General features: G+C 36.2%; 12 protein-coding genes. 4 read left to right on the plus strand and 8 right to left on the minus strand.

Annotated features, from left to right (window positions below):
- Window positions 1-4 precede the first annotated feature (4 nt).
- Together celB and ACX9TM_RS26310 are read right to left on the minus strand one after the other, a co-directional pair.
- Window positions 5-1306 (minus strand): PTS cellobiose transporter subunit IIC, encoded by a 1302-nt coding sequence (gene celB / locus ACX9TM_RS26305; RefSeq protein ID WP_000617789.1) that lies wholly within the window; start codon window positions 1304-1306, stop codon window positions 5-7.
- Between the two features lie 14 nt (window positions 1307-1320).
- The gene (locus tag ACX9TM_RS26310; RefSeq protein WP_001023543.1) at window positions 1321-1623 is read right to left on the minus strand and encodes a PTS sugar transporter subunit IIB; all 303 of its coding nucleotides are present in this window, start codon (window positions 1621-1623) and stop codon (window positions 1321-1323) included.
- Window positions 1624-1847: 224 nt separating this feature from the next.
- Here ACX9TM_RS26310 and ACX9TM_RS26315 point away from each other — a divergent pair, with 224 nt between their 5' ends.
- The 3 genes from ACX9TM_RS26315 (at window position 1848) to ACX9TM_RS26325 (ending at window position 4810) form a co-directional block, all read left to right on the plus strand.
- On the plus strand, window positions 1848-3065 hold the full coding sequence (locus ACX9TM_RS26315; protein ID WP_065382037.1) for a dicarboxylate/amino acid:cation symporter: 1218 nt from the start codon (window positions 1848-1850) through the stop codon (window positions 3063-3065).
- 167 nt (window positions 3066-3232) lie between these two features.
- Window positions 3233-4390, plus strand: a complete 1158-nt coding sequence (locus tag ACX9TM_RS26320) for an acyltransferase (RefSeq protein ID WP_000194332.1) — start codon at window positions 3233-3235, stop codon at window positions 4388-4390.
- Window positions 4391-4429: 39 nt separating this feature from the next.
- On the plus strand, window positions 4430-4810 hold the full coding sequence (locus ACX9TM_RS26325) for a VOC family protein (RefSeq protein ID WP_000610162.1): 381 nt from the start codon (window positions 4430-4432) through the stop codon (window positions 4808-4810).
- Between the two features lie 140 nt (window positions 4811-4950).
- Here the strand turns inward: ACX9TM_RS26325 and ACX9TM_RS26330 are convergent, their stop codons facing one another.
- From ACX9TM_RS26330 to ACX9TM_RS26345, 4 genes are all read right to left on the minus strand, one after another.
- Window positions 4951-5769 carry a class C sortase gene (locus ACX9TM_RS26330; RefSeq protein ID WP_000827774.1) on the minus strand — a complete coding sequence of 273 codons (819 nt, stop codon included), beginning with the start codon at window positions 5767-5769 and terminating at the stop codon, window positions 4951-4953.
- 87 nt (window positions 5770-5856) lie between these two features.
- Complete coding sequence (locus ACX9TM_RS26335; RefSeq protein ID WP_065382038.1) at window positions 5857-7563, minus strand: SpaH/EbpB family LPXTG-anchored major pilin; 1707 nt, start codon at window positions 7561-7563, stop codon at window positions 5857-5859.
- Between the two features lie 23 nt (window positions 7564-7586).
- Complete coding sequence (locus ACX9TM_RS26340) at window positions 7587-10544, minus strand: isopeptide-forming domain-containing fimbrial protein (RefSeq protein WP_065382039.1); 2958 nt, start codon at window positions 10542-10544, stop codon at window positions 7587-7589.
- Between the two features lie 439 nt (window positions 10545-10983).
- Window positions 10984-12984 carry a YhgE/Pip domain-containing protein gene (locus tag ACX9TM_RS26345; protein ID WP_065382040.1) on the minus strand — a complete coding sequence of 667 codons (2001 nt, stop codon included), beginning with the start codon at window positions 12982-12984 and terminating at the stop codon, window positions 10984-10986.
- A 135-nt stretch (window positions 12985-13119) separates the two neighbouring features.
- On the opposite strand from ACX9TM_RS26345, the gene ACX9TM_RS26350 reads away from it, so the two are divergent.
- A complete protein-coding gene (locus tag ACX9TM_RS26350; RefSeq protein ID WP_065382041.1) occupies window positions 13120-14004 on the plus strand; it encodes a LysR family transcriptional regulator in 885 nt (294 codons plus the stop codon).
- Window positions 14005-14051: 47 nt separating this feature from the next.
- Here ACX9TM_RS26350 and ACX9TM_RS26355 read toward each other — a convergent pair whose 3' ends face one another.
- Both ACX9TM_RS26355 and ACX9TM_RS26360 read right to left on the minus strand, forming a co-directional pair.
- Window positions 14052-15137 (minus strand): transcriptional regulator, encoded by a 1086-nt coding sequence (locus tag ACX9TM_RS26355; protein ID WP_065382042.1) that lies wholly within the window; start codon window positions 15135-15137, stop codon window positions 14052-14054.
- A 91-nt stretch (window positions 15138-15228) separates the two neighbouring features.
- Complete coding sequence (locus ACX9TM_RS26360; RefSeq protein ID WP_000283180.1) at window positions 15229-15378, minus strand: hypothetical protein; 150 nt, start codon at window positions 15376-15378, stop codon at window positions 15229-15231.
- Between the last annotated feature and the right edge of the window lie 6 nt (window positions 15379-15384).

A 15384-nucleotide genomic window follows, 5' to 3' on the forward strand; every position in this document is an offset into this window, starting at 1 on the left:
TTCTTTACTCCCCCTTTTCTTCCGCCAGTTTTTGTTTATCCCATATTTTTAAGAACGGTAAATAAATGAAGAATGCTAGCGCAAAGTTAACAAGTTGTAAAATAACACCTGAAATTTTCCCGCCCGATCCTAAATATCCACTAAAAAGAATAGGTGTCGTCCAAGGTACAGCGGCCCCACTCGGACGTGCGACCCATCCCCATTCCATTGCAAAGTACGAAACAATTGTTAACACAACTGGAACTAATATGAATGGAATTAGTAAAAGTGGGTTCATCACAATCGGCATACCAAAAGTTACCATCTCATTAATATTAAATATACCAGGTGCAATTGACAATCTCCCTAAACTTTTTAATTGTTGACTTCGTGCAAATAGTAACATTCCAACAACTAGAGCAAGCGTTGCACCAGAACCGCCCATATAAATCCATAAGTCAAAAAACTGTGCCGTAATCGTATTTGGTACATCTTGCCCAGCTTGAAAAGCAACTCGGTTTTGATCCATTAACGACAACCAAACGGGGCTCATTACACCACCAACAATAGTAGCACCATGAATTCCACACGACCAAAGAACATGAACGAGAATAACTGCTATTATTGCGCCCCAAAGACTAGCACCAAGTACACTAAGTGGTTCCTGTAAAATTTGTCCCACAATATTATGGATACTGCCAAAAGAAGTATTTTCTATAATTAAGCGTAAAATCCAAATAACTGTTACAACAATAAATCCTGGAACAAGTGCTGCAAATGAACGCGTGACAGCTGGTGGAACTGTCTCTGGCATCTTTATAATTATCTTTTTTTGTACAATAAATCGATACAGTTCAGTAGATATAAGTGCAATAATCATTGCTACAAATAACCCTTGGCTTCCCATTAATGCAGCTGGGATAGCGCCTTCTACAAGTACACTTTCTTTTGTACTTGGTATAATATATGCAACTTGAAATGGCGTCGCAAGTAAAAACGTCACAAGCGACAATGCCCCGGATGCTAAAGCATCCACTTTATAATACTCTCCAAGCCTGTAAGCGATTCCAAAAACAGCTATTAAAGCCATTATATTAAAAGTTGCACTAACTGGATACCCTAAAGCTCTCTGCCAATTCTCACCAAACAAACCTGCCATAAACTCGTTATATCCGGGTATTGGCAGTGCACTAATAATGAGGAAAAACGATCCAATAATTAAGAAAGGCATCGTTAAAATAATTCCATCTCGAATTGCTTGTAAATGCCTCTGCTCTGCAACCTTCCCTGCTACTGGCATCACGTACTTCTCTAAAAACCGTATCATCTATCCCACTCTCCTCATGGTTTCATTGACAAAGCTGCTTGCAAGATAGCTTCTCCATTACAAAGTCCGTAATGAACGGATTGAATGACATCAACAGGTATCCCTTTATCCTTACATAATTCTTTCATTTTCGGTAATAAATAACGTACTTGCGGTCCAAGTAAAAGGACATCAGCTTTATCAATATGACTATTCACTTCAGAACCTGATACTGCCCAGATTTTCACTTCTATCCCTCTTGCCTCTGCTGCTTTCTCCATCTTTGTAACAATCAAACTGGAAGACATTCCCGCTGCACAGCAAAGTAAAATATTCATCCCGCTTCCCTCCCCTTTTTTCTCTACCTAAATTATGGTGCACTCCTTGCCACCACTAGGTTACAAATATATATGTCTAGATTTCCTGCTGTATGCCGAGCTTAAAAACAAAAATTTCTTGGTTTTCGCGCTATTCCATCTATCCGTATTCTCCTAGTAAAGAGAACTCTAACTCGCTATAATGATTCAGTATGACTTTTTTTAATTGATAGGAGGATATATTTATGAAGGCATATCGCTTTCCACTTATTTTATTATCTTCTATCCTAATTGGTGGTTTCATTGGTTATTTCATGGGTGCCGATGCAGTTGCTTTAAAGCCGCTTGGTGACATTTTCTTAAACTTAATGTTTACGATTGTTGTACCTCTAGTGTTCTTTAGCATCGCATCGTCTATTGCTAATATGGATGGATTAAAACGTTTCGGTAAAATTATGTCTAGTATGGCTGGGACTTTCTTATTTACAAGTATTTTAGCTGCTATTTTTATGATTATTGTTGTGAAAATATTCCCGCCAGCACAAGGTGTTGTACTAGAACTAACACAACCTGACAAAGCCGGCAAAGCTGTTAGTGTTGCAGATCAAATCGTCGGTATTTTAACAGTATCTGACTTCTCGAAGTTACTATCTCGTGAAAATATGTTAGCTCTTATTTTCTTCTCTATCTTAATGGGGATTGCAACTTCAGCAGTTGGCGAAAAAGGAAAGCCATTCGCTACATTCCTACAGGCTGGTGCAGAGATTTCAATGAAGGTTGTATCTTTCATTATGTACTACGCCCCAATCGGACTTGCTGCTTACTTCGCAGCATTAGTTGGTGAATTCGGACCACAACTTCTTGGAACTTACTTCCGAGCGGCAATGGTATACTATCCAGCTTCTCTAATTTATTTCTTTGTATTCTTCACATTCTATGCATACCTTGCAGGTCGCAAGCAAGGTGTACAAATATTTTGGAAGAACATGGTCTCTCCTACAGTTACATCACTTGCAACTTGTAGTAGTGCCGCAAGTATTCCAGCGAACTTAGAAGCAACGAAGAAAATGGGTATTTCTTCAGACGTTCGTGAAACAGTTGTCCTTCTTGGTTCTACACTTCATAAAGACGGCTCTGTTTTAGGTGGCGTATTAAAAATTGCTTTCTTATTCGGTATTTTCAACATGGAATTCGAAGGGCCGAAAACATTAGCAATCGCACTTGTTGTTTCTTTATTAGTAGGAACAGTAATGGGTGCTATTCCAGGCGGTGGTATGATTGGTGAAATGTTAATCGTATCTCTATACGGTTTCCCGCCAGAAGCACTGCCAATTATCGCAGCAATTAGTACAATCATTGATCCACCTGCAACGATGTTAAACGTAACAGCAGATAACGCTTGTGCGGTAATGACAGCTCGCCTTGTAGAAGGTAAGAATTGGATCAAAAACAAATTTGCTTAATAGAAAGAGGATGCTCGTTTAGAGCATCCTCTTTTTGTCTTTATTTATTGATTAGTCGATACCACTCATTCTCTCTCGCCACAAATTTGTTAAAATCTTCACAAATATTCCACATCCATTATCCATTCTCCGTACTATAATCATGTATGGAAAAGGAGATGGAAACGATGACACAAAGCGCACCTGAATTTAAAGTTTTGCAAAGCATTGCATTTCTCGCTGTCGTTTTGCAAAGTTCCTTATTATATACAATGAATCAAGGAAATGTCTTACTTGAGCAATCCCTCATTATGGGCATGCTATTTAATCTTGCAAAATTCTCAGCACCAGCATTCATATTTATCGTTGGATTTCACTTAATTCGTCACTATACGAAGCAATTAGTATATAAAGAATATATTTCTGAAAAAGCGACACACTTACTCATTCCTTATTTCTTTTGGTCTATTCTTTACTTATTAACAACAAATGATCTTATTACATTACAAGGCGGAATAAAAAGTTTATTACTCGGAACAGCCGCGCCCCATCTTTGGTACGTTATTATGATGTTCCAAATTCACTTATTGTTCCCTTTACTATGCACACTTTTTTATTGGTTTCAAAAACGAACAGAAAATAAAAAAGACATATATAAATATATGACCTTTTTCGCTTGCCTATATTTTCTATTAATGTGGTTCTCTTCTCACTATATTTTTAATGGAGAAAAATTAACAAGTTCAACAATTTTACATTATACAGATCGATCATTTCTATTCTACTCATTCTATTTCGTTATGGGTGGCATTGCCGCTGTAGCACTAAAAACTTGGCGTCTATTCGTCATGAAACATATCCCGCTTATAACAATATTATTTTTCATCTTATTTTTATTCATCAATTATGAGTTGTTTAGTTTTTACGGAGCAAACTCTATTCATTTAACTGTTTCTACCTATTTAAAACCATCTATGTTTTTATATATCGTATGCGAAATTATCATACTGTATGTGTTATCTATTATGATAGTACAGCGTCGTGGTTTCTTATATAAAACGTTACGTTTCATTGGAAATTACACGTATGGTGCTTATTTAGCTCACTTATTCTTCTTGCAACTATGCACAAAGTTTCTTTCTTTATTCACACTGCAAGAAAATACTATATTATATAGCCTATTACTATTTGTGTTAACGGCTATTATCTCTATTTCAACAATGGTCATTTGTAGCACAATACCATTTCATACTTGGATTACAGGTCCTTCTCCTACAACAAAGATGAAATGGACGAAGGTTGTATTCCGAAAAAATCATAAAAAACTATTCAAGCCATATATTTGATATAATGATACGCATATAAAAAGAAAGCGAGAGACACCTATGATTAATCAAGTTGGACAAATTATGCTATATGTAAATAACCAAGACGAAACAGTACAATTTTGGACAGAAAAAGTAGGGTTCCAAATCATTGCGGAAGAAAATAACGGAAATGGCTTCCGCTGGATTGAAATTGCACCGGCGAAAGAAGCAGGAACAAGCATCGTCCTTCACGATAAAGCGTTAATCGCGAAGATGCAACCTGAACTAAACCTAAATACACCTTCACTTATGTTCTTCTCAAATGACTTAGACCGTCTATATAAAGATCTTTCTGAGAAAAATGTCACAGTTGGACAGGTTGTAGATTTACCTACTGGTAGAGCATTCAACTTTGCTGATAATGAAAATAATTACTTTGCAGTAATGGAACGCAAATAGCGAACTAAAAAATGGTTAACCTTTCATACGTATTACTTGAAAGGTTAACCATTTTTTCCTGCATTAAAGGGCAGTAAAAGCCCAATTGGTTTAACTAGTAATCAGCGTGGGGATGCCCCCCCACTGATTACAGTTTCACTTTATATTTTCTCTATCGTTTTACGTTTTTTCCTTCTGTATAAAGCAAATAGAACTGCACCGACAATAATTGCACCAGCTCCAATCATCCGTTTATCTACTCCAACAACTTCCTTAATCTCCTCTTTTTCCTTTTGATCATACGGAACACGGTGACCACGAACTAGTAACCTATGAGTATTCACACCATATGGCGTACACGTAATTAACGTCACATAATCTTGATTTTCAACAACTGCTAAATCATCTGTCTCTTCCGGTAGCACTACTTTAATTTGATCCACCTTATACGCCAGTACTTTATCTAAAGAATGAATATAAAAAACATCTGATTTCTCTAATTTATCCAAGTCTGTAAATAGTACAGCAGAAGGCAAACCTCTATGCCCAGTCAAGATAGAATGCGTTCCTTCCCCACCAACTGGTAAGGATGAATTTTCTATATGACCTACTCCTCTATTTAAAACACTCTCTGAAGTTCCATGATATATAGGCAATTTTACATTAATTTTCGGTATTTCTACATACCCCATTACCTCGCCGATATTTAACATATCTACATAAGAACTTGAATTTCCACTGCCGTCTGAACTAAATGGATCTGTAACTGTCCTTTTCTCATTTTGTAATTTTTCATTGTACTCTTTCGCTTCTTTTTCTCTACGTTCAATCTCTTCTCTTTGCAACTCTTTCACTTTTTCGTCATATGTACTCACTTCAGAATAATGCGCTCGTGTCGCTAACCAATTACTCACCGTCGGGTATAAAAAGATACTAAGTCCCACTAAAAAAATACATCCAAAAATAATATTACGTTTCATAATATACCCCTTCTATTATGTAGAAATAGAAAATAGAGAAAAGAGGAAGATATTCTTTCTTCCTCTTTTCAACCTATATCAGTGCACTTATTGAGCTTTCCTTCTTAAGAACATAAACGCCGCCCCCATTAATACAAGGCCAACTACTGTAAATAGGATTGTCCCGATTCCACCTGTTGCAGGAAGGATCCAACCACTCTTATTATTTTCTACAGTTAAATTTACCGTTTGGTTATCTTTATTAATTGTTACTTTAATTGGCTCTCTTAATTTTTGATAAGATTTCACTTCACCCTTATCATTCTTATAAGTCGGTGCTTCAATTTCGACGATTTCGTATTCACCATAAGGAATCTCTGCCCAATTAATCATACCCTCTGCATTAGATTCGCCCACTTGTTCCACACCATTTACTTTTATAACGTTACCATCTTTATCTTGAAGTTTAAATTTTGCACCTTTTAATACTTCTTTACTTTCACCGTCAATTTTTTTCAATGAAATCTTACCGGCAGTTACTACAACTGTTACAGGAGGTGTTGTTGTTTTATCCCCTGGCTCTGGTGTTACTTTATCACCAGTTTCATAATCAATATTCGCGATATTCTCTATTTTTTCTCCGCCTTTAATATCTGCATTTACTTTCGCCTTAATTTGTAAGTGTAGTTCCTTTTTACCTTTTAAAGCCTCAAAGTTCTCTACAGTAACTGTCACCAATTGACCTTCAGCCGTTTTTGCACCTAATGTTACTTTTACTACATCCGAAGGTACTTCTTTACCATCAATTGTAACAACTGGTGTACCGATAATCGTTAATCTTGGATCAACTTTATCTGTTACAACGTATTTCTTGTACGTATGAATATCACCTGGTAGTGTCGTTTTAATGTCATATGTGAATTCTTCATTTACGTTAATTGGTAGTCCACTTAAATTACCATTGATTTTCTTATCAATTGTCGGTTTTTTATAGTTTGTAATTTCCTTTAATTTTACGATTTCACCATAACCTGCTTGACCATCTTTAGGAAATGCACCTGATTTTTCAACTTTGAATTCATATTTTTTAGGATCTAAAACATATCCTTCTAACGCTTTCGACTCTTTGAAGTAATATTCTCCATACAGTAAACCGTCAACACGGATTTTACCTTCTGCATCTGTCTTTAAACCTTTTAATTCTTTTCCATCTTGCGTCGTTACTACTTTATCAGTCTCTTTATGATATAACGTGAACTCTACATCTTTTAATGGCTTGCCTGCATCATCTTTTTTCGTTAATTCTACTGCTCCACGTTTAATTTCATTTTTAGGATAAATATGAACATCATAGTTTAACTTTTTACCTTCTTTATCAGTCATTGGGATATCAATTGTATATGGTTCAGTATTTAAATTAACGTTTGCTGGACCACTAATTTCTTTTACCAAATAACGACCGATTGGAAGATTGTCAAATTTCACAGTACCATCTTTACCTGTTTTAGCAATAAAAGGCTTTGCATTTTCAACTTTCTTTACAGCTTCTTTTACAACTTCTCCATCCTTTGTCATTACTTCAAAAGATTCAATTTGTAAAACTTCATATTCTACGCCTTCTATTGGTGTTGCCCCATCAGGAATTTTCTGGCCATCTTCACCAGTTCCTTCTTCACCTTTCTGTCCGTCTTTTTCATGCGCATATTTATGAATTGTTAAAGACCCCTTTGTTTTGGCCTCATTTGCTGCGAATGCACTCGGCAGCGTTGAAAACATTAATATAAATGCTAAAACCATACTAAATACCTTTTTCATACTTGTATTGCCCCCTTTGTATTTTATAAATTACTATCTCCTTTTCGGAAATAAAGAAATAACGTTAACGCTAGTAATATAGTGCTGAATAAATAAAGGAAGTTTGTCCCTACTCCTCCCGTATTCGGGATTACCCATTCACTCTTGTTATTCTCTATTTTCAACTTTTGCAAAGGTGATATAAGTTCTACCTGAATTGACTCCTTTAAAACCATATAGCCTGTTGGAGCTTGTACTTCTTTAATTTCATATTTACCGAATACTAGCGGTTCAGAAATTGCTTTCCCATTTTCATCGGTTAATAATTTCCCTACTACATTTCCATCTTTATCAATAATTTCGAACTCTGCATTTTTCAGTTTCAATGTATTATCTTTTGCATCTACTTTTTCAATTTCAATCTTTCCTGACGGAGGAGGTTCCACCACTATTTCTACTGATGGTTTTTGTGGAGAAATATTATCACCCGTTACCTTACCTACGTTCAGTATTTTATTATCTTCATAACCATCTTTTATCTTCACTTGAAATACGATGGTATGCCATTCTGTATCTTGAACATCTCCAAGTTTCCCTATTATTTTCCCGCTCTTATAATGACCTTTGTCTTCATCTTCAGCATCTGTTACTGTCTTCCCATCTACTCGAATTGTCCCTGGTACATATTCCACACCTTCTGGTAATTGGTCTTCTACTACACCATTTTTTAAGATGCTATCTTTCACTGTATTACGCACCTTAATCGTATATTCAATCGTATCCTTTACCTCGTACTTATTCTTACCTTGCTGCGTGTTCTTTACTTCTTTCACTGCTTCAATTTTCGGATCTTTATAATCTATCTTCACTAGTTTCTCTGGTTCTTGAGGTGTAACATTCTCTCCTGTTACTTTACCTTTGTTTACTATTTCTTTCCCTGCTTGCTCCGACTTCACTTTCACATGAAAGACAATCGTATGCCAGCTTGTATCTCGAATATCTCCGAACTTTCCTATTACTTTGCTAGACTTATAATGACCGCTATCCCCATCTTCAGCATCCGTTACCACTTTTCCATCCACCCGAATCGTTCCGGGTACGTATTCCACACCTTCTGGTAACGGATCCTCAATGCTAGCATTTTTTATGACACTATCTGTCATACTATTACGCATCTTTACCGTGTATTCAATCGTATCTCCTACTTCATATTTGCTTTTGCCTTGCTGTAAGTTTTTTGCTTCTTTCACTGTTTCCATTTTCAGATCTTTCGGTTCTATCACAATAGATGCCTCTGGTTCTTGCGGGGGAATATTTTCTCCCATTACTTTTCCGACATTTCGAATTGTCTTATCTAACTGATTCGATTTTACTTTCGCTTGGAAGGTGACCGTATGCCATCCTGTATCTGTGATATCGCCTAAATTCCCAATTATTTTCCCTGTCGTATAATGGCCGCTATCTTGATCTAAAGCGTCCGTCACCGCTTTTCCATCTACCTTAATGGTTCCTGGTACATAATCTACTCCGTTTGGTAATGAGTCTTCTATTATAATTTTTTTTGCAATGCTATTTGCAATTTTATTGCGCATTTTAACTGTGTATTCAATCGTATCTCCTACTTCATACCTACTTTTCCCTTGCAGATTTTTCACTTCTTTAACTGACTCTATTTCAGGATTTCTTGCTATGACTTCATTTACAACTTCATTAGAATTTGTATATTCTTTTACACCCTTCAACAAGTTTCCATAATCTATTTTTGCTTTATTTATCACTTGCTTTCCAATATAAGTCGGCAACGCTTTTACTTTAAATTGGACCGTAATTCCATCTGGATCCTCTTCAGTATTTTGTAAATCCCCTAATTTAACATTAACCATCTTATCCTTATAAGAACCTGCATCATTATCATTTTGATCTGTTAATGTTTTCTCAACTCCATCTATTTTCATCTTCATAGAACCAGGTACATATTCTGTTCCTTCTGGAATCATATCAGTGAATAACGCTTCACCGGCAATGTCGCCACCTTCATTTTTAACATTCACTGTGTATGTCAGCTCATCTCCCGCATACACTTTTCCTTCTGGGCTTACAGATTTTGTTGCTGTAACACAAGGTTCTGTTCCAAGAAAAATATCATCTAAGAAGTTACCTACTGATAGTACATTTCCAAATGATTTAACAGCCTCAAAACCAAATCGAGTTAACGTTTGGCCAGCTGGAACTGTATAAGTTCCGCTATAACGTCCCCACGCCTTATTATCATCTTCCATTGTTTGAATAGTAGGTAAAGAAGATATATTTGTACTTGCTGATCCGATACGAACTCGCATCGTATCTTTACCATCTCTTCCTCTATGAGCTAACCGCCAATAAATTGTTTGCCCTGGTGTTGTTTTCACATCCTGATATAACATACCAGGCTCTCTTGCATTCAATTCAGCAAATTGCTCACCTTCTGCTGGAAGTGGTGAAGCCAATGGTATTCTATCTCTCGTTCTCCAAATCTCTATTACTTTATAACGGTCTGTCGTTCTCCAGCCCTCTACTTTGTCTTGATCAATAAAAATGTCTCTAGTTATTTTTGGCTTTTCAAATCCGCCATTTTTAAGTACAACTCTATTTTGCTTAGCACATGTATTATCTACCAAACTTGCTGGTCTCATATCTTTTATCCAAGAAAATGTTCCAAGTCTCTCCTCTTGAACCTCTGCAGGAATATTTTTTGCTACATTTTTTCCATACGGCGGACCTGGGTCAAAATCTTTCACAGTTTCCGGATTCGATAGCTCTATCGCAGAATCTGTCTTCGTATCTTTCGGTTGTTCTGCTGTAGAATCTATTCCCTTATCTTTCGGTATAGATTCCGTCTCTGCGTGCATTGTTATGTTGCCAATTAAACTGATAGGTATATCCGCGAACACTAATAAAAGCATTAACAATACTAAAAAGGATTTTTGTCTTCTTAGCTTCTTTTTTCGCCTCCATATGTTCATATACGATATCCCACTCCTCCCCAGATTTCTCGACTTGTTACTACGTCATGTGCATTGTACTTTCCATTTCAAAAAGGAAAATTAATTTACATCATTAAGAGTGAGAATTGGTAGTTTGCAAAGGAACGGTTCATCATTATACGTATAAGAAAATTTACTGAATGAGCATCCAGTCAAAAGTTCAAACAATCTAACATATAAACTATGTACGCCTTTTCTTCCTACCCTAAAAACATTTGAATACCTTTCCTTCCATGTAAAACAATGCCAATATTTAATTTGTACGTTCATTATATTTATTTCAAAAAAACATTTCCACAATATTCTAACAATTGGCATACTTCAATTTTAGAATATTCAAACTTCTATAAATGTAAATATATAATAAATTGCAAAATAAAAATAAGCTATCCGAAAAAATCGGATAGCTTATTTCATCTTAAGAAACTTGTTCTACATTCGTTTCTCTATGCTGTATATGACTCGTGATCCAAGCAATTCCACCGGCAACAACGAGATAACATAACAATATTAAAATTTGCATTTGTAATTGCGACCAATCTCCTAAAGAAATAACATCTTGTAATCCTCTAAGAGAATGGGACATTGGGAGAAATTGTCCAATTTTACTAAGAACAGCTATATTTAATTCTCCTGGGAAAGTACCTCCGCTCGTCGCTAATTGCAGGACAAGAAGGGTTACCGCTAAGAACTTTCCAACAAGACCAAATACTGTTACTAACATAAGAATAAATGTCATGAACGTAAAGGAAATAACAATACTTGATAAAACAAAGAGTGGCACACTTGCGACTTCTAATTTCATAACACCTAGCACAACTACATCTACGAGTAGCGCTTGAATAAGTCCAATTAAATATACCAATCCTAGTTTATTAATAAAATGTACCGTTCCGCTTACCTTCATATTTTGTCTGCGGCCAAGAGGTAAAATATTCGATGCCATAATTCCGCCAACATAAAATGCAAGTGATAAGAAATATGGCGCAATGCCTGAACCGTAGTTAGGCACGTCAGAAACTGTTGACTTCACTAACTGAACTGGCTCTGAGAACATCGTATTACGTGCATCATCATTACGAACATTCGCTATCTTCTCTGCGCCCTCTCCCAATTTCGTAGAAAGTTCTTTCGCACCATCATCAAGTTTAACAAGTCCATTTGTTAATTTACCAGCACCGTTATTCAGCTCCGTTCCACCACTCGCAAGCTGATTTACACCTTCTTGCAATGATGTAAACCCATTTCCCCACTTCGTAAATCCATCAGCCAAATTCGATGCACCATCTGCTATCTTTTGCGTTCCAGCAGTAGCTTCATTTAACTTAACTCCGAATGTATTTATGCCTTCTTCAATCTTATGTTGACCGTCAGTAAGCTTCTTCGCACCTTGTGTCAATTGTTGTTGGCTATTATTTAAAGTACTTGTTGCTTTAGCTAGTCCATTAGACGTAGCAACAATTTTTTGAAAAGCGGGATCTTGCTGCACTTCTGGATGATTTTTCACGTACTCTTCTAATTGTTGTTTTACACTATTTGCCGCATTGTCCGCTTTCGCTTGCCCTTCAGCAAGCTTCTCACTTCCGCTCACCCATTCATTTGTACCAGCACTTAATTCACTAACCCCTGATTGTAACGTTTTTTCACCTTGTGCTAATAACTCCATACCGCTATGAAGTGAAGTTGCTCCTTGACTTAGCTCATTCGCTCCGTCAGTTAAGGCTGATTTGCTAGAAGCAAGTTTTTCACTTCCCTCTTTCACTTTTGATGTCCCGTCACTTAAACGATGAATACCATCTGCAAGCTGATTTGCCCCATTTCTTGCATCTGTCGTTCCTTCATGTAACTTCCCAGCACCATTACTTGCATCACTCAATCCTTGTGCCAAATCTTGAAACTTTGAAAAGACACCTTCTGTATAAGATTTCGTAATACTATTCGAGATTTTTGTTTTCATATTTTCAACAGCTGTCGTTCCAATTTGCGCTGCTACAAAGTTTTTACCCGGATTTACTTTGTACTGCAATTGTGCCGGCTCTGGTTTCTCATCCATAAGTGTACTTACCTTTTTAGAGAAATTCTCTGGAATCGTAACAACCATATAATATTTATCTTCTTTTAACCCTTCATCTGCATTTTTTTCTGATACGAAATGAAAAGCTAGTTCCTTATTCTCTTTTAAATTTTTAACAAAATCGTCTCCTGCATGAATTGTTTTTTCATCCATCGCAGCACCTTTATCTAAGTTCACAACTGCAACAGGTAATTTATCTAATCTTCCGTACGGATCCCAATATCCAGCTAAAAAGAATCCTGAATAAATTAACGGAACGATTAATAAAAAAATTAAAGCGATACGTCCATGTTTATGGTGCCACATCGCTTTCCAATCTTTAAATATAAGTTGAATTCCCTTCATGAAACATACTCCTTCTCCGAATTTAACACCATTAGAATGGTTTAACAGATTTACTATACACGTCACTTTCCATACTGTATAATACATCTTTAATTATCAATTCATTCCTTTTGGTCTATAGAAAGGAGATTCGAAATGGAACTGCTCCAGTTAAAATACTTTCAGACAGTTGCACGACTAGAACATATGACAAAGGCAGCTGAAGAATTGCATATCGCGCAACCTTCACTCAGCAAAACAATCGCTAGACTCGAAAAGGATTTAGGCGTCCCTTTATTTGATCGCCAAGGCCGACAGATTACTTTAAATTCTTTCGGAAAAGTATTTTTAAAACGAGTAGAGCGTATTTTTCATGAATTAAGTGAAGGGGAACGAGAAATTAAAGATTTAGCCGAATTACAACAAAGCTCTATTACACTGGCCGTTTCTATTCCGAGAATATTACCAGAACTACTTGGCTCTTTTTTAATAGAACATCCTAACGTTCGATTTCAACAATTTCTTGCATCTACTCCTTCTATGAAACGACAACTAGATAATATAGAAATTGACTTTTGTATCTCCTCTGTGCCAATTGAAGGTGAGGAGATTGTTTGGGAACCACTTATTACAGAAGAAATTTTCTTAGTCGTCCCTTCAGGCCATCGTTTATCAGGCCGAGAAAATATCCACCTCCATGAAGTAAAGGACGAACCGTTCATTAGTATGAACACTGGCTATGGATTTCGACACTTAACAGATGAATTTTGTAAAGAAGCTGGTTTCACTCCGCATATTGCTTTTGAAGTCGATGAACCGACCGTGATTAGCGACCTCATTAAGCAAGGTCTCGGCATCGCTTTTGTTCCAAGTTTAACTTTATTAAAAAACTCTACTTTAGCATTAAATAAGTTACGTATTATTGAACCAAATTGTGAGCGAACTATCGGCTTAAGTTGGTCGAAGAAACGCTACTTATCGAAAACTGCTCAGCAATTCCGTGAATTCGTGATTGACTACTTCTCTAATATTAGGACATAAAATTATATGAACAAATAAAAGGTGCCACCCTCATATGGTGGCACCTTTTATTGTTCACTCTTTTTTAATTCCATTTCCGCTAAAAGCGGCAATACGTTATCAAAAATATGCGTATTATTATTTTCACCTGTTACATATCCACCGTAATATCTACTAAATACGTTGTCATTTCGGAATGTGGCCATATGATCATACAATTCCTTCGCAAACTTTGTATCACCTGTTTGTAGTACGTACAAAATCGTTAGTCCGTACGCGGCCGGCGATTCATAATTCACAGTTTGTTTTCCCGTTTCTAAATTGTAACGACCGTATAGCTTTCCATCCTCCTGGAACTTCTTCTTTATAAATTCCAAATAAGCAGCTGATGAAAGACCACCTAAACTTCGATGATATGCAACGTATGATTGGTCAATAAGATTCACTTCTTTATCGTACGTAAATGTACCATCTTCTTTATACTCTTTTGGGAATGCCCAGCCATGCCTTGGATAATCTGCTAAAAATTGAACGACTTCCTGATATTGCTGAGCAGAAACTTTGCCGTACTTCTTCATATAGGAGAATGCACGCGGATTTATGTATGATGTTGTTACAAAATTATTTTGTTTTCCTGCATCTGCATCATAATAATCAACATAATAATTATCTTTTTTATTATAACGAAGTACAGCATCACTTAATTGATCGGCAAGGTTTTTATAACGCTCTTCCTTATACATTTCATAAGCACGATATAATTGTTCTATAATACGAAGATCATCTATAAGTGCATTTGTAGCTGACTGCCTCTCTCCCTTTTCAGAGAGTTTCCATAAAACGATATGATTCTTATATATAAAATTATCTTGAATAACCTTTACTTGCTCATCAAATAACGCCTGATCATCTTTATCAAGTGTATACTGTAACCATAATCCCGCCGATTCTGATAAAGCTTCATGTCCCTTAGCTTCACCCGTACCTGCCTTAGTATCTACTAAACGATACGTGGCAAGTGTTCCATTGTCATTCACCATATGTCTTAAAATAAAATTTTCTGTACGGTTTCCTTGTAAAGCTGACCAAAATACAATTCCACCTAAAGCGATTAAGAAGATAACTCCAATCCCTATATATAAACGTTTCCGCAATCTTTTCACCTCCCTAGTAAGGCTAACCTTAATTTTATCAGAACATACATAAATTTAAAAAAGACAATCTATTAGATTGTCTCCCGCATTTCTATCCCCCGCAAACCTCTTTAGAAGGTTTATATAGCGATTGTACAAGTCGATCATATTCACGACGTGTAATTTCTTTATTATATAGCTTCAATAATAAATCTCTATGCTCTTTTGAAAATGCCATCTTTTTAATGACTTCAGGATACATAAAACA

The sequence above is a fragment of the Bacillus sp. LH1 genome, from assembly GCF_057924895.1.

Coding starts and splice junctions, on each gene's coding strand:
- ACX9TM_RS26360 (WP_000283180.1), bottom strand. CDS start 15,378: ATGTATCCTGAAGTCATTAAAAAGATGGCATTTTCAAAAGAGCATAGA.
- ACX9TM_RS26345 (WP_065382040.1), bottom strand. CDS start 12,984: ATGAAGGGAATTCAACTTATATTTAAAGATTGGAAAGCGATGTGGCAC.
- ACX9TM_RS26330 (WP_000827774.1), bottom strand. CDS start 5,769: ATGAAACGTAATATTATTTTTGGATGTATTTTTTTAGTGGGACTTAGT.
- ACX9TM_RS26325 (WP_000610162.1), top strand. CDS start 4,430: ATGATTAATCAAGTTGGACAAATTATGCTATATGTAAATAACCAAGAC.
- ACX9TM_RS26320 (WP_000194332.1), top strand. CDS start 3,233: ATGACACAAAGCGCACCTGAATTTAAAGTTTTGCAAAGCATTGCATTT.
- ACX9TM_RS26335 (WP_065382038.1), bottom strand. CDS start 7,563: ATGAAAAAGGTATTTAGTATGGTTTTAGCATTTATATTAATGTTTTCA.
- celB (WP_000617789.1), bottom strand. CDS start 1,306: ATGATACGGTTTTTAGAGAAGTACGTGATGCCAGTAGCAGGGAAGGTT.
- ACX9TM_RS26350 (WP_065382041.1), top strand. CDS start 13,120: ATGGAACTGCTCCAGTTAAAATACTTTCAGACAGTTGCACGACTAGAA.
- ACX9TM_RS26310 (WP_001023543.1), bottom strand. CDS start 1,623: ATGAATATTTTACTTTGCTGTGCAGCGGGAATGTCTTCCAGTTTGATT.
- ACX9TM_RS26315 (WP_065382037.1), top strand. CDS start 1,848: ATGAAGGCATATCGCTTTCCACTTATTTTATTATCTTCTATCCTAATT.
- ACX9TM_RS26340 (WP_065382039.1), bottom strand. CDS start 10,544: ATGAACATATGGAGGCGAAAAAAGAAGCTAAGAAGACAAAAATCCTTT.